Here is a 19,298-nt window from a genome sequence, read left to right as displayed (position 1 = left end):
ATTAAAAACATCGTTAGTTTCAGATATTTCAGAAAATTCAAAAATATTTTTATATGAAATATTAAAGTCAAGTTATAATTCTGGAGATAAAATTGACTGACTTCCTATTTAATATTAAATTAATATATCTTCAGTATGCATTGAAATTAGTTAATATCTTTACTGAACATGATTTCAATAAAGATAAAAACTTTACAAAACATATACTAAAAGACTGTAATAAAAATAATAAAGCAGTTTCTCTGTTTTTAGATGATCTAAATAACTCAGACAACCTTGAGATTAAGCAGTTAAAAAACAAGCTCGAAATTTCAATTAAAATATTTAAAACATTTAATTTTTTTATAATTTTTGTGTTAATATTTATTCCATATTTTATATTTAGCATATACTTAATTTTTAATTTTATTAGCCCAAATATTGAACTTCAGGCTAGCAGTCAGGAATCACCTAAAGGGGGCGAGACTTCAGAAATATTAGAGATAGATAGCCAGAGCATTAACAAGTTGGGAGTTCTTAAAGATACAAACATAATAAATGCACCTGCTATATTAGGAATATTAAAAACACCTGAAGAATTAAAAAAACCAAAGGCTTTAGAGATTCCAGAATTTAAAAAAACGAAACCAGAAAATGAGGAAAAAGAAAAATCTACTCAGGTAGATAGTGAGAAAATTAAATATGACTCAATAAAAAAACAAATTATATTTAATTTGATAAAAAAATGTAAAGAACATATGTTAAAAAAAGAATGGACTACAGGTAGGAATGGAGCAGCACTGGACTGCTACAAGAAAGTTGATTATATGGATAGTGGGAATGCTGCTGCTAGAGAAGGAATATTAAAAATAGAAAATGAATACATAAGACTTGCAAATTTCTCTATTGAAAAAGGTAATATAAGTCTATTTTATAAATATCTAAATAGAATAAGAAGAGTTAACCCTGAATCAACGCTGGTAAAGTTAATAGATTCTCTAAATTAATAATACCATCCTATAATTTAAAAAAGGAGCAAGATATGGCAACTTTTATTCAAAACAATCAAAAAGTTGGACGCCAATATAATATAGAAGGTGATTTCCACCAAAAAAATAGTAATAATTCTATTAATATCAGTGGTGGGAATGTTGGTGTGGCTAATACTGGTGATAATGCTAATATCCAAATCGACACACAGAATATTGGAAATTTAGATGTAAATGATAGTAGCAAGTCTGAGCTTGAAGAATTAGTTGCACAGTTAACTACTGAGTTACAAAATCTTTCTAAGACACAACAGAAGCAAGCGCAAGAAATTTCTGAACTGACTGAAAGCTTATTAGAAGAAGCTGCCAAAGATAAACCCAAACAAAGTTTACTAAAAGTAACATCAACTGGTTTATTGGAAGCGGCAAAAGCGATTATGGGCGTACTTCCCACTGCCGCTAAGATCGTACCAAAAATTGTTAAATTAATTGTTGGTTCATAAGACTACTGATAAATAATAACCGTGTTCCCTCAACAAGCTATCCTCATCGATATTCACCAAACTTGAAGAAGTTCGATCATGGAATTAAAGGGGCGCTGTACAGCGAACACTAATTTTACATAATAACTTTGAGCGTAGGACTGGCAGTCCTGAAGTTATTATTTATTTTTACCCGTTACTGCCCGAAGTCTTGTGCCCAAAAAGCTATACAAACTGGGAATAATCAACAATGTCACCAGGGTTGAGCTGACCAATCCCCCCATCACCACCAATGCCAAAGGCCGCTGTACTTCACTGCCCGTACCGTCAGCGTATAACAAAGGCAATAAACCTAAGGCTGTGGTCAGTGCTGTCATTAATACCGGGCGCAAGCGCAGACAGGCGGCTTCCAGCGCGGCGACCTTGACGGCAAGTCCCTGTCCAAGATGATCGCGCATACTGCTGATGAGTACCATGCCATTGCCCAGGGCTATACCAAATAAGGCGATAAAACCAACCGAGGCGGGGACGGATAGATTTTCCTCCGCCAGCCATAGGGCCACAACGCCCCCCGCTAAGGCCAATGGAATATTCAATAAAATCAGTATGGTGTCACTGAGTCGATTGAAGTGGGTATATAACAGCAAAAATACCAGCAATAAGGTGATGGGAATCACCCACAGCAGACGTTGGTTGGCTTCCTGTTGCAAACGGTATTGTCCGCCCCAGGTCACTAAATAACCCGGCGGCAGTGATACCTGCCGGGCGATGCTTTGCTGCGCCTGCTTTACAAAAGAGCCAATGTCGCGCCCGGTGACGTTACATTGTATGGTGATAAAACGCTGGGTATTTTCCCGGGTTATCTGGCGTGGGCCGATGATTTCCTGGATGTCGGTCAGTTGCGATAAGGGTACGCGCAAACCATTTTCAGCGCTGACGGCAATACGCCCGATGGCTCCGGCATCGGAACGCTCGCCAGCCGGGTAACGCAGTAAAATATCATAGCTCAGCGTGCCTTCAAACACCTGTCCAGCCACAGCACCACCCACCGCTGCCTGCACAACTTGTTGTACATCGGCAATATTAAACCCATAACGCGCCACCGCATCACGTTTGATTTTTATCAGCAGTTGCGGCGCGCCAATCACTTGATCGACCTGCACATCCGCCGCCCCCGGTACTTCCTGTAATACTGCGGCAATGCTGTCGGCCTGGGTTTTTAATACGGCTAAATCATCACCAAATAATTTAACCGCCAGTTGCGCGCGCACACCTTCCAATAATTCGTCAATGGTAGCGGCAATGGGCTGGGTGAAATTGAGCATCACTCCGGTGACTTCACCGAGTTCCTGGCGTATCAGGTTTTGTAGTTCAGTTTGCCGTGACACGCGCCATTGTTCGCGTGGATGCAGCAACACATACATTTCCGCGCTATTGACCGGGTCGGCGTGCGCCCCTACTTCGCCACGCCCGATGCGGCTGACCACTTCCCGAATTTCCTGAATTTTCAGCAAACGACGTTCAACCACCTGGGTCAGTCGTTTACTGGCAGGCAGGGAAATGGAAGGAGCCATGGTGAGGCGAATCATCAGCGTGCCTTCCTGTAAGGTGGGAGTGAATTCCGCGCCTAAACGCGGGAAAATCAAGGCCCCGACTATCAGCAGGCTCATGGCAAGCATCAAGGCCAGACTGCGCCAATGGATAAAAAGCGCGGCAATTGGGCGATAGGCGTGTAATAAACCACGTATCAGCCAGCTTTCACCAATTTTTTTGGGGCGTTTCATAAGCAGGCTGCTTAATCCCGGCAACAGGAATAAGGTGAAAACCAAAGCACCCGCCAGAGCCAGGGCCACGCTATAAGCCAAAGGACGAAAGGTTTTGCCTTCCACGCCTTGTAAGGTGAGCAGCGGTAAAAATACCAAAATGATAATCAACAGGGCAAAAATAATCGGTTTCAGCACTTCACGCGCTGCGTGCAACACGGCTTCTTTACGCGATAAAACAATATTTTTACGCAAATGGCGGTTGATGTTTTCCACCATGACGATACTGCTATCAACCAACATGCCTATGGCTATGGCTAAACCGCCAAAAGACATCAAATTAATTGATAAATCAAAATAATACATGCCCAGTAAGGCGAACAATAAGGAAAACGGCAGGGCAAGGGCAACCACCAGGGCACCGCGCAGACTACCAAGAAACAGCACCAACACCAGCAAAATCAAGAGTAAACCCTGTAATAAAGCCTGGGTGACAGTATTGACGCTGGCTTCCACTAAGGATTTTTGTTCATAATAAGGAATGATTTCCAAACCTTCCGGCAGGCTTTGATTCAGCTTTGCAATTTTATTTTCAACACTGGCAATCACCGTAGAGGCATTGCTGCCAAATAACTTGACCACCATGCCCGCCACCACTTCCTCGCTGCCATTGCGGGATTGCAGGCCGCGCCGGATTTCTCCACCGATGCGAATATCTGCCACCTGATGTAAATACACCGGGGTGCCGTTTTCCGTGGCAACCACGATACGGCGTAAATCTTTCACCCCTTCCACCAAACCAATGGCACGTATCACCAGTTCTTCGTCATTACGTTCAATAAACTGCGCGCCAACATTGAGATTATTAGCGGCAATTTTTTCCAGCAATGCTGGCAAGCGTAACTGGTAGCGTAATAAAGCCTGAGGATTGACAATGACCTGATATTGTTTGACATGCCCGCCTATGCCCAGCACTTCCGTGACACCGGGTACGGTTTGCAGGGGATATTTGATTAAACGATCATGCAGGCTGCGCAGTTCAATGAGTTCCCGTTGACCGCTGTGATCCGCCAGATAATAAAACAATACCAGTCCCATGCCTGTGGCAATAGGCCCAAGTTCTGGCGTGCCAAAGCTTTCCGGGATACGTTCACGGGCTTCTTGCAAGCGTTCATTGACCAGTTGCCGGGCAAAATACAGGTTCACCCCATCGTCAAAATACACATTCACCACGGACAAACCAAAATTGGAGACTGAACGGATTTTACTCACCCCCGGTAAGCCGTTCATCGCAGTTTCCAAAGGATAAGTCACATACTTTTCAATTTCTTCTGGAGCCAGACCATCGGTGACAGTAAACACCTGTACCAGATTCGGCGAAACATCAGGAAAGGCATCCAGGGGTAATTGTTGATAGGCATACCAACCGGCAGCCATGAATAATAGGCCCAGGCTCAAGACCAACAGGCGATAGCGTAAAATTAAGGTGATCATGTTTGTTGGCTCCTAATGTGCGTGTCCGGCATGGGCAAAAGATGCCTTGTCCGACTCTGCTTTAAGGATAAAACCACCCTGGCTGACATAGGTCTCGCCATTTTTTAAGCCCGTGCTGATTGCCACCTGTTTTTGATCCCGAAAACCGGTCGTCACTTCACGTAATTCATAATGCCCAGCTTCCACAACAAAAACCGCCTCGGTTTGCCCCAGCTTAATCAAAGCACTTAAAGGCACAAGCACATTGGCTTCAATCTGCCGGGTTGCCACCTGTCCCGTGACAAACAAGCCTGCCTGCCAGCGTCCCTGAGGATTAGGTAAACGCGCTCGCACCAATGCCGTGCGGGTTTTGCGATCAATTAAGGGGGAAATATAGATGATCTCTGCGCGACTGGCTGGTAAACCATTCTCTGCCGTCAGCAACAGCGTCTGTCCAGGTTTTAATTGCGGCAAGTCTTGTGGGTAGACGCTGAAATCCACCCAGAGCTGTGATAAATCAGAAATCACAAAGGTGCGGGAAACATCGCTGCGTGACTCATCCTTAAACACCTCGCCTAAAGTGATATGTTTTTCCACAATGATGCCATTGCCGGGGGCAAGCAAGGGATAATGGGTTAATTGCCGATCTGTTTGTTTATTCAGGGAGTGTAAATTTTTTTTGCTCAAGCCTAAAGCATACAGTTTGCGTTTTGCGCTTTGATGACGTACCCGGATTTCCGCCAGACTTTGTTTGATGGCAAATAATTGTTGTTCAGCGATGGCTTGTTTTTTCACTAATTGTTTTTTACGCTGAAAATCATCCTGGACTAATGCCAGTTGCGCCCTGCTTGCCAGATAATCTGATTTGGCATCCGCCAATTCCCGGCTTTCCAATAAGGCTAACACGTCACCCGTTTTCACCTTGTCGCCCAGGCGTTTATAAACCTCACGCACCAAACCGGAAACCGGGGGAATAACGTGTAAGGTTTTGTGCATGTTTAAGCGGGTTTCTCCATTGAGTTCTAAATACTGAGACAACATGCCAGCCTGGGCTTGTTGGTATTCAATACCTAATTCTGCGCGTTGTTGGGCATTTAATAAGCTTAAACCTGCATCATCATGGTCTTCATGGTCTTCATGGTCTTCATGGTCTTCATGGTCTTCATGGTCTTCATGGTCTTCATGGTCTTCATGGTCTTTGTGGTCTTTGTGGTCTTTGTGGTCTTTGTGGTCTTTGTGCGCAGCAGGGTCGCTGGAAGTTTGTGCGGGTGGATTAGCTGGCTGTGATTCAGCCAATAATAAGGGGCTTAGCCCTAAACAAAACAATAGGATAAAAGGACGCATCAGTACTCCTGCGTTTTTCAGTTATTAAAATAACGGTCGGCAATTGTGCCGCTGAAAAAGTTAAATCAGGTTTTTGATACGCGGGGAGGACGTTGCGGAGGGGCTAAAACAATACTGAAAAGCTGTGGCTGATAATGCATAAGTTGTTGCGTGCGACTATCAATAGACAATAACAAATCGCTGGCAGTTAAATTGCCATATAAATGCGAAGCATAACAAAAGCCACAATCCAGGCACTCATGTTCATGCGTTGCCTGCTGCAAATCTATATTTTTATCATGTAACAACTGACTTGGCGTATGCACATGCTGCGAATCAAATCTTTCAACAGCTTGATACGACAAGCAGGCGCTGGCAATACTTTGTAGCAAAAATGCCCACAGTATCAGATAAACCAGCGTCGCTTTGTTGGAAATGAAAGTCATTTTCATATTGCGCTATATTACACGAAAATGATAGCCATCTGCATTCATTACAATATAATACAGATAAATCCTTGTTTCTCATCACGACATCAGTGACAGTTATGCAAAAAAATTATTATGAATTACTCGGCATTTCCCCGCAAGCTTCGCGTGAAGACATCATCAATGCCGCCAAGCAGGAAAATCAAAAACTGAAAACCGCGCTGGCCGTTTTGGCTAATGTAGAAAAACGTACAGCTTATGATAAAAAACTGCAACAACAAGCACAGGAAAAAGCCCAAGTGGAAAACCAATCCGAAAACCAATCCGAAGTCCAATCAGAACCCCAGACAATTGCAAAAGATACTGCTCATCAACATCCTTCCATGCTGACTAAAATTCGTTTTTTAGCGGTTTGTGAAGGGATTTCTTTTTTGTTGTTGTTAGGCGTTGCCATGCCCTTAAAATACTTTGCAGATTTTTCTATGGCAGTATTTGTGGTGGGTTCCATACATGGCATTTTATTTGTACTGTATCTGGTGTATTTAATCGCCGGAAAATTTACTGTGCCCTTGCCTATTGGTACGACTTTGTTAGGCATACTGGCATCCGTAATACCGTTTGCACCTTTTGTAATTGATCGTAAACTAAAAAATTATGCCTGAGAAACTATACGACTATAGATAAAACTGACGGGAGAAAAATCATGCTTAGACAATTTTACTGGCGCTACTTATGGGCCACTATCATGTTTGGCCTGACAATCGAAATCACGCAGGCAGAAGAACTGCGGATTTTATGTTGGGAAGGTTATGCAGCATCAGAATATACCCAGAAATTTGAACAATTAGTCAAAGCCAAATATGGCATGGACTTGCGGGTGACAGTGACGGGTGTTTCCGATCCTCAGGAATTTTTCACCCTGGTGCGGCAAAGAAAAACAGACCTCATCAGTCCGGCGCATAATATTCCCAAATCTCCACGCTGGCAGTTTATTAAGGGGCAATTCGTTCTGCCGATAGACTTGGAAAATATTCCCAATTACAAGCATATTATTCAGGAACTGCAACAGGCTGACTACATTACCGAGCAGGGGCAAGTCTATGGCGTACCCATTGTCTATGGGCCTTACGGCCTGATGTACAATACGGCGCTGATTAAAACACCACCGCAAAGCTGGAATATTTTCTGGGATCCACAGTACGCAGGTCAATACGCGATCAGTAAAGACTATCACGAAGCCAATATCTATTTTAGCGGACTGGCGCTGGGTTTAGAGCGTGAACAGATTTTCAATTACAACACACTGAGAAACAATGCTGATTTTATGCCACGTCTGGAACAACTGGCGCAAAATGCCAAATCATTCTGGGTCGGGGTGGATTCCGCTGACACGCTGCAAGGACTGGCGTTTGCCACTGGCTGGGGATTTGCCATTCCAGAACTGGCGCAACGCGGAGAAACCTGGAAAATGGCCTGGCCCAAGGAAGGTACGACGGGGTGGGTGGATAACTGGATGATTGGTTATTCCTTAAAAGATAAACCCAAGCTGAAACGCATTGCTGAAGAATGGATTAACTTTTCTATCAGTCCGGAAATACAAACCGGCTACGTGCGTAATATTGCACAATTTCCAGTCAATCAATCAACCAAAAACCTGCTGACAGCCAAAGAGATTAAACAATTTCACCTGGATGAGCCGGATTACTTCAAAAAAAATCTGATTTTATGGAAAGTCCTGCCCAGACGCGAGCAAAACGGCTTTAAACGCATGTGGAGTCAGGCCAGACACGGCAAGCAATAATCCCATGTTAAAAAAATACGACTGGAGTATCACCACCAAGCTCATTATTGTCGCCTGCGGCGTAGTTTCCGTGTTGCTGTTGACAGGCGGACTGCTACTGCTCAATTACCAGGCCGATACGATTGAAATATACCACCAGGAATATCAGGAAAAAATCACGCATACTTTAGAAACCCGAGCGCGTGATGAACAAAAAGCGCTGGTTGCAAACCTGCGTTTCAATATCAGTATTTTCTCAGGCAGCGTGGCAGGCTATTTATTCAATTACAACGAAGATGACATGCGCAAAGCCCTGGAAACTTTTATTGCCTATCCTGAAGTGCTGGCGGTCAAGGTGATTGATGAATTTGGGAAAGACTTTGCCGCTGCCTGGAAACAAGAGGAAATTCTTACCGGCTCCACGCTTCCAGACAATCCAGCCTGGAAACAAGCCAGGATGATAGAAGCGGAAGTCGGTCATATGGAACAAACGGTAGGGAATATCAAAGTCTATTATACCGACAGTGTGCTGGTGGCTAAAATCCGCCAACGACGTACTGAGGCCTTGAGTGACATTCGGGCATTTTACAAACGTTCCCGGCATAATCTGCAATCAGTGGTATTCAATCAGATTATTGGTGTTGTGATATTGCTCATTATTCTGATGCTGGCACTATGGGTTTCACTACGGATTTTGATGCAAAAACCGTTGAGCCTGATTAATCAAGAACTGAAAATGCTGGCTAAAGGCAAGTTGACGGCAAAACAAATCAACTACAAGGGCCACGATGAAATTGCCGAGTTAACCAGCTCCGCACAATCACTTAAAAACGCGATGAAGCGCACGATTACCCAGGCTAATGCGATTGCCGCCGGTAATTATAGTGGTGAGGTGCAACTACTGTCAGAGCATGATGAGCTGGGGCTGGCATTGGCCCATATGACCATGACATTGCGCGATATGACAGCCGCCGATAAAAGACGCGAATGGTTTAACAACGGCTTGGCAAAATTAGATGAAACCACCCGTGGCATTCAAAACATTAACGATCTGGCAGGCAATATCATTAATTTTCTGGCGAAATATCTGGAAGCACAAGCCGGTGTATTTTATATTATCAAAACTGAAAACGGGCAGCATTGCTTATGGCGCGAAGCCGGGTATGCGCTGCCCGCCGATATGCCGGAACAATTTGCTTTAGGCGAAGGCTTGGCGGGTGAGGTCGCGCTGAGTAAAACACCAATTATGGTTGAAGAAATCCCGGATGGTTATATGACCATTCAATCCAGCATCATCAATACCAAACCGTGCAGCCTCGTTCTCCTGCCGTTGTTTCATGAAGATAAGCTACAGGGCGTATTGGAAATTGCAACACTCCAGTCCTTAAGCGAACGCAGCCTGAAATTCATTGAACAGGCCGCACCAGTCATCGGGATTGCGATCTATACCATATTAGCTGTTAAGGCGTGAGGATGAAATAAGTACAGTAACTGGTAAAAATAAATAATAACTTCAGGACTGGCAGTCCTTAAAGGACTGCCAGTCCTACGCTCAAAGTTATTATGTGAACTTAGTGTTCGCTGTACTAGCCCAATTTCTGAAGTTATAAAATTCTCACTCCTAAGGAGTGAGGATGAAATAAATGCAGAAACTGGGCGCAGGATTTTCATTCATTTTCAAGGCGTGAAAACAGGCGCATAGCAAGCTATGTAACTGTTTTCACAACGCAGAAAATGGAGAAAAAGACCAGCCAGGTTGCTGAAGTTATAAAATTCTCACTCCTAAGTGAAGAATAAGTTAGGACTAACGCAAGTATAGCGTATGGGAAAGAAAGGATGCTGAAACTTGAAGATATCAAGATAGATGCCCAAATCCGGGGCATACAGGCTGACGAAATTGTATGTATTGTGCAAGTTCGACCGGTAGGTGATGCAACTCTGACGGTCTATTACAAAGATGCTCAAGGCAATGTTGCTGAACAGATGCTGATTCGCTCAGATGAATCGCGTCTGGAACTGGCTCAGGCAGGCAAACCCTGGGCATTTGATGCACCGGGTGCTGAATTCAAGCTTGGACTGGAAGCCTACCGCATCACGCAAGCGGCGCTGTTTGACCCGATGATGGCAGTGCATACCTCTAATATCGACCCCCTCCCACATCAAATCTCGGCAGTCTATGAAGCCATGTTGCCCAGGCAGCCGCTACGATTTGTCCTGGCTGATGATCCTGGCGCGGGTAAAACCATCATGGCCGGTTTACTGATTCGTGAACTGCTGATGAGGGCCGATGCCAAGCGTATCCTTATTGTCTCTCCCGGCTCACTGACTGAACAGTGGCAAGACGAGATGTTGGAAAAGTTTGGGGTTCAATTCGATATATTCAGCCGCGAGAAGCAAGAGCAATGCGCCTCCGGCAACTTTTTCGACGAGTCAAACCAACTTATCTGCCGCCTGGATCAGCTCTCCAGAAGCGAAGATTTTCAGGAAAAACTTAAAATCACCGAATGGGATCTGATCATCGTTGACGAGGCCCACAAACTTTCAGCCAACTACTATGGCAACAAGGTCAATAAAACCAAACGCTTTTTGCTCGGTGAATTATTAGGCGCTATCAGCCGTCACTTTCTGCTGATGACTGCGACGCCACATAACGGTAAAGAAGCAGACTTTCAGATTTGGCTCTCCTTACTTGATGGTGATCGCTTCTACGGTAAATACCGCGATGGTGTTCACAAGGTGGATGTTTCCGACATGATGCGTCGCATGGTCAAGGAGGAACTGCTCAAATTTGACGGTACGCCCTTGTTCCCGGAACGACGTGCCTATACCGCCAACTATGAACTCTCCCCGATGGAAGCATTGCTCTACGAACAAGTCACTACCTATGTGCGTAAAGAAATGAATCGCGCCGATAAACTCAATGGTAAAAAGAAAAATACCGTTGGCTTTGCTCTCACCATGTTGCAACGGCGGCTCGCCTCCAGCCCCGAGGCCATTTTCCAATCATTGAAGCGTCGTCGTAAACGTCTGCAAGACCGATTAGCCGAAACCAAACTAATAGCACGGGGGCAAGCCATTCCACAAGATGGGGTCGCGGAAACACTTGGTGAGTACAGCATCAAAAAACGTATTGATTTACCAGAAAATCTTGATGATCTTGATGATGAGCTGAGTGCCGAGGAGTACGAAACTTATGCTGAACAGGTTGTCGATCAAGCATCTGCCGCACAGACCATTCCAGAACTGGAAACTGAAATCCTGATTCTAAAGGATCTGGAGCATCAAGCACTGAGCGTCGTACAATCCGGCAATGATAAGAAATGGGAAGAACTCTCCTCACTGTTGCAGGATAAGCCGGAAATGTTCACCAGTAACGGCAGTCGCCGCAAGCTTATTATTTTTACCGAACACAAAGATACGCTGAATTATCTGTTCGGAAAAATTAGCGGTATGCTGGGTAATGATTCTGCTGTGCGCGTCATCTACGGTGGCACCAGCCGCGATGAGCGCCGCAAAATACAGGAAGAGTTTCGCAATGACCCTGATGTTGTAGTGCTCATTGCAACTGATGCAGCAGGGGAAGGCGTCAACCTGCAAAACGCCAATCTGATGGTCAACTACGATCTCCCCTGGAACCCCAATCGCCTGGAACAGCGTTTTGGTCGTATTCACCGCATCGGTCAAACCGAAGTTTGTCATTTATGGAATATTGTCGCCAACGAGACCCGCGAAGGTGATGTGTTCAACAAGCTGTTTGACAAGATTGAAAATGAACGCGCTGCACTGGGTGGCAAGGTGTTTGATGTATTGGGCGAAGCTTTTGATAACATCTCACTCAAAGACCTGTTGATTGAAGCCATCCGTTATGGTGAAGACCCTGCCACTAAAGCCAAGATGGAACAAAAACTTGAAGGTGCACTGAATACAGAACACCTTAAGGAAGTCTTGCGCCGCAATGCCCTGGTCGAGCAACACATGGGGCTGGAGGAACTCTATAGCATCAAAGAAGAGATGGAAAAGGCCGAAGCCCGCAAATTACAACCTTACTTTATCCGCGCCTTTTTTAACGAGGCATTTAAAACCCTCGGTGGTGAAACCCGACCACGCGAGTCAGGGCGTTTTGAAGTACGCCATGTTCCTGCCGCTATTCGTGAGCGGGATCGCATTATCGGCGAGACCCGCACACCGGTACTGCGCAAATATGAACGCATCTGCTTTGAAAAACAACATGTCCACTTGCAGGGCAAACCCATGGCTGACCTGATTCACCCGGCCCATCCGTTGATGTATGCCACAACCGATTTGGTGCTACAGGCCCACCGCCAAAAACTCAAACAAGGGGCGGTACTGGTTGACCCCAGTGATGATGGCACAAGCCCTAAAATACTGTTTATGATTGACCATAGCGTACGGGAATCAAGCGCCGGGGCGCGGGTCGTCTCCCGCCGTCCTCAATTTGTCGAGATTGATGAACAAGCTAAGGCCAGCAATGCCGGATGGGCACCACACCTTGATCTACAAGCAATAGATGACTATGACCACAAGTTAGTCGCTGACATTATCAATGCGCCCTGGCTAAGTGACGATCTCGAAGGATTGGCGCTTAATCATGCATCACAAAAATTGGTGCCAGAACATTATGCCGAGGTCAAAGCACGGCGTGAGCAACAGACTGATAAAATACTCAATGCCGTCAATGAACGCCTGGTGAAAGAAATTAACCATCAGCAAGACCATTACATCAAGCTCAAAGAAGAAGTAAAAGCGGGCAAACAACCACGTATGCAGCCGGAAATGGCACGTCGTCGTGTAGAGGAACTGACTGCACGCCTGGAACAGAGAAAATCAGAACTAAGCGCCCAAAAAAACGTGGTCTCCAGTACGCCACTGGTGATTGCCGGGGCCTTGGTCATACCTCAAGGGCTATTAGCCCAGCGCAAAGGTGAGCAGGCATTTTTTGTTGATGCCAAGGCCAAAGCCCGTATAGAGCGGGTAGCGATGAATGCAGTGATGGCAGTCGAACAAAGTTTTGGTCATGCAGTACAAGATGTGGGTGCAGAAAAATGTGGCTGGGATGTCACGGCAAGACCACGCCCTAACAGCAATGGTACTATCAAACCCGACCGTCATATTGAGGTAAAAGGACGCGCCAAAGGTCAAAGCATCATCACTGTCAGTCGTAATGAAATCAGTTGTGGCTTAAATCAGTCTGATAAGTTTATATTGGCGGTGGTGATTGTCGATGGCGAAACCTATGATGGGCCGTATTACATCAAGCAGCCTTTCACACAAGAACCCGATTGGGCTGAAACCAGTAAAAATTTAGACTTAAAGACATTGCTTTCAAAAGCCATAGCGCCAGAACAAAGTTTATGAGATTAAAAAAAATAACACTGGAAAATTTTCGCTGCTATCAGCACTTGGAGATAGACCTCCACGCCAATATCACGGTATTGGTCGCCAACAACGGCGAGGGCAAAACAGCCATTTTAGATGCCATTCGCATTGCTCTGTGGCCTTTTGTCAGTCAATTTGATTTAGCCAAGCCTGCCTATGCTGACCCTGCCAATACCATCATGATTGACGATGTAAGCATCGTTAAATCTGTGCAACAAACATCAAACACCTTTGGTGCACTGGATAAAATGGCGCGCCAACTCCCGGCCTCAATTTGTGCGACAAGTAACGACAGCACCTGGCAGCGCTATCGTGACAGCGAGACCAAACGCTCACAAACCAAAGATGATGCTGGCACAAAAATACTAAAGACTTACGCCAAAGGTGTTCAAAAAGCAATAAGAAACTTAGGTGAGCCAGCACAAACCCTGCCTGTTTTCGGGTATTACGGCACAGGTCGCTTGTGGCGAGAAAAACGGTTGACCGATGGTAAAAAAGGCACGACTGAAACAACCAATCAGCAGATAAGAACCGTTGCCTACCGTGATTGTTTAGATCCTGCATCCAGCTTTAAGCAATTTGAAGAGTGGTTTACCGCCGCCTATTTTGATGTGCGGGACTACCAAACTAACCAACTGCTGGAAACCGGTATTATGCACATAGAAGTGCCAGAAGCCTTAATAATGCCAATAAAAGTCGTGCAAGAGGCTGTCAACCAAGTGCTAGCACCTGTTGGCTGGCACAGTTTGCAATACGGTGGCGAAAAATATGATAAATCGCTGGTATTAAAACATCCCAAGTATGGGGTTATGAAAATCTCGCAACTCAGTGACGGCATTAAAAATATGCTGGCAATGATTGCGGACATCGCCTATCGCTGCATTTTACTCAATACCCATTTACAAGAAAACGCGGCTAAAACCTCCCCTGGCGTGGTCTTGATAGATGAAGTCGATATGCATTTACACCCGCAATGGCAACAAACCGTGATTGCTGCCCTGCGCCAAGCCTTCCCCGAGATTCAATTTATTGTCACGACGCATAGCCCCCAAGTGCTCTCAACCGTACCATCAGAAAGTATTCGTATAATCCAACACGAGCTTAATAGCGATACCGAGCAAATCATTTCAACAGCAAACCTGCCGTTAAAACAAAGCCGAGGCGTAGCCAGTGCAGATGTTATGGCTGAGCTACAATTAGTTGACCCAATCCCGGATGTGGAAGAAGCACACTGGCTAACCCAATACAAACAACTTATCACCCAAGGCGAACATGAAAGTGATCAAGGGGAAGCATTAAAAGAAAAAATTATTAAGCACTTTGGTGAATCTCATCAAGAATGGCTGGAATGTGGGCGTTTGATTCGCTTGCAAGTCATGAAAGCCAAGCTACCTAAGCGCAACCAGTAAGGAATAACGATGCATAAATTAGATCGCCCTAGATCGCCAACATGCTTAGGCCAATATCAACATGGCAGAGATAACTGGGGTAGTGTAAGTCATGACCATAAAAGTGACATCTGGCTAAAGCTGGATGAGATGCAACAACACCGTTGCGCTTATTGTGAAGCTGAAATTAAAACTGATAGGGCGAATTCACACATAGAACATCTCCGCCAGCGATGTAGCTACCCGCAAGGCACGTTTTTGTGGCGTAATATTTTTGGCTCTTGTAACCGTCAAGATAGTTGTGGTAAATACAAAGATGCTCTACCGCCTTACAACTATCAAGACCTTATTAAAATGGATGAAGAAGACCCGGAAAGGTTTTTGGAGTTCTTACCCGATGGTAGTATTACACCCGCTAAAGGACTCAATCCAAATGATAAGCATCGTGCTCAAGAAACTATTCGTATTTTTCATTTAAACGGTTCGTTGCGTCAGATACGTGAAACGGCAGTAAAAGGCTACCTGCAAACAGCCGAAGAACTTGCCAGTCTGGCAGCCGAATTTGATGAAGCCGATTGGCTGCCCCTTCTGCAAGACGAATTAGACAGTATTAAAAATCTACCTTTTAGCACAGCCATTAAGCATGTGCTGCTTCCCGCGTAAACAATGATTAAAGTAACTTAGAGAATAAAATGACAACCAATAAGGAAGCTAAAATATTCAGCCCCAAAAAACTCATTGAAGTGGCACTGCCCTTAGATGATATTAACGCTGCCGCTGCGCGGGAAAAATCCATACGTCACGGACACCCCAGCACCTTACACCTTTGGTGGGCGCGTCGGCCTTTGGCGGCGGCGCGGGCGGTGATATTTGCCCAAATGGTCAATGACCCCGGCTATCAGCAAGGCGAGGGCTTTAAATACGGGGTGAATAAAAAAGAAGCGGAAATCAAGCGCGAAAAGCTGTTTCAGATTATCCGTGACCTGGTGAAATGGGAAAATACCAATAACGAAACGGTGCTGAATCGTGCCCGTGCAGCCATCAAAGAGAGCTGGCGAGAAACCTGTGATTTAAACCGCAAGCACCCGCAAGCGGCAGAACTGTTTAACCCGGAAAAATTACCCGCCTTTCATGACCCCTTTGCCGGTGGTGGCGCGATTCCCTTAGAAGCGCAACGCTTAGGGCTGGAGAGTTATGCCAGTGACTTAAACCCGGTGGCGGTGATGATCAACAAAGCCATGATCGAGATACCACCCAAGTTTGCAGGCCAGGTACCCGTTGGCCCCATACCGGCAGCAGATAAAACCAGCAAAAAAAGGGCCACCAAAGATGGCTTTGAAGATTGGTCGGGCGCTAAAGGTTTAGCCGAAGATGTGCGCCGTTATGGGCATTGGATGCGTGAACAGGCGTTTAAGCGCATTGGGCATTTATACCCCAAGGTACAAATTACCGATGAAATGGTGGCTGAACGACCTGATTTAGCACCCTATGCGGGGGAAGCTTTAACCGTGATTGCCTGGTTGTGGGCGCGAACGGTAACATGTCCGAACCCAGCTTGCGGTTGTGAAATGCCATTGCTAAGTTCATTCGTTTTATCATCAAAAAAAGGTAAGGAAGCATATTTAGATTTACTAAATCACAATGGAGAATTTGAGTTTTTTGTTACGCGAACATTTAATAATGATCTTGGTGACAAGAAAAAGGGATTTAAGAGAGGAGTGTCTGGTATATTTGAATGTGCAAATTGTGGACATGTAACAACAAGAAACTATACTGCGGAGCAAGCCAATAAAGTAGGATTGGGAAGCCATCAGACCGCGGTGGTTTGCGAAGGCAAAAAAGGTAGAGTGTATTTGTCTGCAAAATATTCTCAGTTACCTCAAAATATTCCAGAAGCTGATAAATCCGGTTTACAAGTCGAACTGTCACCAAATCCTCGTGATGTTTGGTGCCGAAATTTTGGCTTGAATACTCCTAGCGATCTCTTCACTCCGCGCCAACTGCTCGCCTTAACCACCTTTTCCGATTTAGTCCAGGAAGCCCGCAAAAAAGCCATTGCCGACTATCATGGAGCGAGGGCGTCTCGCCCTCAAAAAATCCATCACCGCACCAAACTCCCACATTACGAAGCCGGTGAGCATCCTCAGCACATCGTATTTCGTCTCGCCGACAGTATACCGCAAGCACTGCTCGCCCAATGGCAAGCGGTCACTCAGCCTTCTCATGCCTCAACACAGGCTGCAAAGCAGCGTCAACGCTTTGATCAGGCACTCGATCAAAGTCACGGTGCCTGCTATTTACAACAATCGGAGATCGCCACCATCGTGGCGAATGCGTTACGCTATTTCGACGGTGAGCGCTACCGCCTGCACAGTTGGACGATTATGCCGAATCATGTCCATGTTCTGGTCACTCCACTACACGGTAACTCTTTATCATCTCTGGTTCACTCGTGGAAATCTTACAGCGCCAAACAGGCTAACCAGGTACTGGGGCGTAAGGGTAGCTTTTGGCAGGCTGACTATTTTGACAGGGCAATGCGGAATGAGGAACATTTTGAGCGAACCAGGGTTTATATCGAGCAGAATCCGGTGAAAGCCGGGTTGTGTGAAGATGCCGAAGCGTGGCAGTTTGGTAGTGCTTGGGCTGGAGGGCGAGACGCCCTCGCTCCTACGGATCACGGAGCGAGGGCGTCTCGCCCTCAAAAAACCCCGGATTCCATTCCATTGGCTGAGGGTGGTTGTGGTGCAACGGCTTATGGGGATGCGTTAGCGGTTTATTTGGGGTTTGCAAGTGACAAACTCGGTGATTACAACAGTTCTCTAGTTGCATGGAGTCCAACGAGAGATCAACTAAAAACCACTTTTGGAAGACAAGCATTGCCTATGGTGTGGGATTATGCGGAAACCAACCCGTTTGCAAATGCAGCTGGTGATTTGGTTGTATCGATAAATGGGATATTTAAGGTTCTTTGTAATTTTAATTCTCATATCGCTGGTCAAGCGGTTCAAAATGATGCTCAAACCCAAGATATTTCCATTAATAAAGTAATTTCAACTGATCCACCATACTATGACAATATTGGTTACGCAGACCTTTCTGATTTTTTTTATGTATGGATGCGTCGCTCGTTAAAGGTTATATATCCCAGTTTGTTTTCTACGATGGCTGTACCTAAAGCAGAAGAGTTAGTTGCTACCCCGTATCGACACGGCAGCAAAGAAAAGGCTGAAACTTTTTTTTTGGAAGGTATGACCTTAGCAATTAACAATATGGCGAAAAAAGGTCACCCAGCCTTCCCCGTTTCTATTTATTACGCTTTTAAACAGTCTGAAACCAAAGAGGGAAGTACTTCAAGTACAGGCTGGGAAACATTTTTAGAAGCAGTTATAAAATCAGGCTTTGCTATTACAGGTACTTGGCCTATTAGAACAGAACGAGGGGCAAGAACCATCGGTATTGGCTCCAATGCCTTAGCCTCTTCCGTCGTTTTAATATGCCAAAAACGTAAATTAGAAGCCGACTCCACCCCCCGCCGCCAATTCCAACGCCAACTACGCGAGCAAATGCCTGAAGCTCTGGAAGCCATGATCGGCGGTGAAACCGGCACTGCGCCCATCGCCCCGGTGGATTTAGCCCAGGCCGCCATTGGCCCTGGCATGGCGATTTTTTCCAAATACGCAGCGGTATTGAATCAAGACGGCAGCAGCATGAGCGTACACGATGCGCTGATTTTAATTAACCGCGCCATCACTGACTACCTCAATCCCGACGGCGGCAACTTCGATGCCGATACTTTGTTTTGTGATGACTGGTTTAGTCAATATGGCTGGAGTGAAGGTCAATTTGGCGAGGCTGATACCTTGGCACGGGCTAAGGGCACGTCTGTTGATGGGGTACGGGATGCCGGGGTGATTGAATCGGGTGGCGGCAAGGTACGGCTGCTGAAGTGGGCAGAATATCCGATTGATTGGGATCCTCGCAATGATACCCGTACCCCGATATGGGAGGCTTGCCATCAGATGATTCGGGTGCTGAATCAACAAGGCGAATCCGAGGCCGGTGCGCTGTTGGCGGCTATGTCGGAGAAAGGCGAATCTATCCGCCAACTGGCCTACCATCTTTATACCCTGTGTGAGCGCAAAAAATGGGCAGATGAAGCCCGCGCCTATAATGAGTTGATTGGTGCCTGGCACGCGATTGTTGCCGCTTCGCATGAGACAGGGCATCGTAATGAACAGTTCGGCATGGATGTTTAGCGGGCATCCTGTGCTTGTGGATTAGCGCAGTTTAAAA

12 protein-coding genes are annotated in these 19,298 nt (G+C 45.7%); 9 read left to right on the top strand and 3 right to left on the bottom strand.

From position 1 onward, the window contains the following. Window positions 1-92 precede the first annotated feature (92 nt). Window positions 93-986 (top strand): hypothetical protein, encoded by an 894-nt coding sequence (locus QUF61_RS12010; RefSeq protein ID WP_289681885.1) that lies wholly within the window; start codon window positions 93-95, stop codon window positions 984-986. A gap of 35 nt (window positions 987-1,021) precedes the next feature. Continuing rightward, the gene (locus QUF61_RS12005) at window positions 1,022-1,471 is read left to right on the top strand and encodes a hypothetical protein (protein ID WP_103920287.1); all 450 of its coding nucleotides are present in this window, start codon (window positions 1,022-1,024) and stop codon (window positions 1,469-1,471) included. Between the two features lie 158 nt (window positions 1,472-1,629). Here QUF61_RS12005 and QUF61_RS12000 read toward each other — a convergent pair whose 3' ends face one another. The 3 genes from QUF61_RS12000 to QUF61_RS11990 form a co-directional block, all read right to left on the bottom strand. Next, window positions 1,630-4,707 carry an efflux RND transporter permease subunit gene (locus tag QUF61_RS12000; RefSeq protein ID WP_289681883.1) on the bottom strand — a complete coding sequence of 1,026 codons (3,078 nt, stop codon included), beginning with the start codon at window positions 4,705-4,707 and terminating at the stop codon, window positions 1,630-1,632. Window positions 4,708-4,719: 12 nt separating this feature from the next. After that, window positions 4,720-6,030 carry an efflux RND transporter periplasmic adaptor subunit gene (locus tag QUF61_RS11995; RefSeq protein WP_289681882.1) on the bottom strand — a complete coding sequence of 437 codons (1,311 nt, stop codon included), beginning with the start codon at window positions 6,028-6,030 and terminating at the stop codon, window positions 4,720-4,722. A gap of 65 nt (window positions 6,031-6,095) precedes the next feature. Beyond that, entirely contained in the window at window positions 6,096-6,455 is a 360-nt protein-coding gene (locus QUF61_RS11990) for a hypothetical protein (protein WP_289681881.1), read from the bottom strand. Between the two features lie 101 nt (window positions 6,456-6,556). Between QUF61_RS11990 and QUF61_RS11985 the strand changes: the two genes are divergently transcribed. The 7 genes from QUF61_RS11985 (at window position 6,557) to QUF61_RS11955 (ending at window position 19,261) form a co-directional block, all read left to right on the top strand. Then, window positions 6,557-7,099 (top strand): DUF3817 domain-containing protein, encoded by a 543-nt coding sequence (locus QUF61_RS11985; protein ID WP_289681879.1) that lies wholly within the window; start codon window positions 6,557-6,559, stop codon window positions 7,097-7,099. Window positions 7,100-7,140: 41 nt separating this feature from the next. Then, on the top strand, window positions 7,141-8,238 hold the full coding sequence (locus QUF61_RS11980; RefSeq protein ID WP_103920291.1) for an ABC transporter substrate-binding protein: 1,098 nt from the start codon (window positions 7,141-7,143) through the stop codon (window positions 8,236-8,238). Between the two features lie 4 nt (window positions 8,239-8,242). Continuing rightward, window positions 8,243-9,688 carry a GAF domain-containing protein gene (locus tag QUF61_RS11975; RefSeq protein ID WP_289681878.1) on the top strand — a complete coding sequence of 482 codons (1,446 nt, stop codon included), beginning with the start codon at window positions 8,243-8,245 and terminating at the stop codon, window positions 9,686-9,688. 365 nt (window positions 9,689-10,053) lie between these two features. Then, the gene (locus QUF61_RS11970) at window positions 10,054-13,593 is read left to right on the top strand and encodes a helicase-related protein (RefSeq protein WP_289681877.1); all 3,540 of its coding nucleotides are present in this window, start codon (window positions 10,054-10,056) and stop codon (window positions 13,591-13,593) included. Then, the gene (locus tag QUF61_RS11965) at window positions 13,590-15,023 is read left to right on the top strand and encodes an AAA family ATPase (RefSeq protein ID WP_289681874.1); all 1,434 of its coding nucleotides are present in this window, start codon (window positions 13,590-13,592) and stop codon (window positions 15,021-15,023) included. Before QUF61_RS11970 ends, QUF61_RS11965 begins: the two co-directional genes overlap by 4 nt. 9 nt (window positions 15,024-15,032) lie before the next feature. Continuing rightward, window positions 15,033-15,665, top strand: a complete 633-nt coding sequence (ptuB, locus tag QUF61_RS11960) for a retron Ec78 anti-phage system effector HNH endonuclease PtuB (RefSeq protein WP_289681872.1) — start codon at window positions 15,033-15,035, stop codon at window positions 15,663-15,665. 29 nt (window positions 15,666-15,694) lie between these two features. Next, window positions 15,695-19,261 carry an REP-associated tyrosine transposase gene (locus QUF61_RS11955; protein ID WP_289681871.1) on the top strand — a complete coding sequence of 1,189 codons (3,567 nt, stop codon included), beginning with the start codon at window positions 15,695-15,697 and terminating at the stop codon, window positions 19,259-19,261. The last annotated feature ends 37 nt before the right edge of the window (window positions 19,262-19,298 follow it).

The organism is Candidatus Venteria ishoeyi (genome assembly GCF_030378065.1).
Lineage (GTDB): Bacteria > Pseudomonadota > Gammaproteobacteria > Beggiatoales > Beggiatoaceae > Venteria > Venteria ishoeyi.
The sequence above is the reverse complement of the archived record's forward strand: the minus strand, read 5'-3'. Positions and strand labels throughout refer to the sequence as shown.

What these genes read in the sequence shown, in the direction of transcription:
- QUF61_RS12005 (WP_103920287.1), top strand. Translation starts at nt 1,022, where the DNA reads ATGGCAACTTTTATTCAAAACAATCAAAAAGTTGGACGCCAATATAAT.
- QUF61_RS11990 (WP_289681881.1), bottom strand. Translation starts at nt 6,455, where the DNA reads ATGACTTTCATTTCCAACAAAGCGACGCTGGTTTATCTGATACTGTGG.
- QUF61_RS11970 (WP_289681877.1), top strand. Translation starts at nt 10,054, where the DNA reads ATGCTGAAACTTGAAGATATCAAGATAGATGCCCAAATCCGGGGCATA.
- QUF61_RS11985 (WP_289681879.1), top strand. Translation starts at nt 6,557, where the DNA reads ATGCAAAAAAATTATTATGAATTACTCGGCATTTCCCCGCAAGCTTCG.
- ptuB (WP_289681872.1), top strand. Translation starts at nt 15,033, where the DNA reads ATGCATAAATTAGATCGCCCTAGATCGCCAACATGCTTAGGCCAATAT.
- QUF61_RS11965 (WP_289681874.1), top strand. Translation starts at nt 13,590, where the DNA reads ATGAGATTAAAAAAAATAACACTGGAAAATTTTCGCTGCTATCAGCAC.
- QUF61_RS12000 (WP_289681883.1), bottom strand. Translation starts at nt 4,707, where the DNA reads ATGATCACCTTAATTTTACGCTATCGCCTGTTGGTCTTGAGCCTGGGC.
- QUF61_RS11980 (WP_103920291.1), top strand. Translation starts at nt 7,141, where the DNA reads ATGCTTAGACAATTTTACTGGCGCTACTTATGGGCCACTATCATGTTT.
- QUF61_RS11955 (WP_289681871.1), top strand. Translation starts at nt 15,695, where the DNA reads ATGACAACCAATAAGGAAGCTAAAATATTCAGCCCCAAAAAACTCATT.
- QUF61_RS11995 (WP_289681882.1), bottom strand. Translation starts at nt 6,030, where the DNA reads ATGCGTCCTTTTATCCTATTGTTTTGTTTAGGGCTAAGCCCCTTATTA.
- QUF61_RS11975 (WP_289681878.1), top strand. Translation starts at nt 8,243, where the DNA reads ATGTTAAAAAAATACGACTGGAGTATCACCACCAAGCTCATTATTGTC.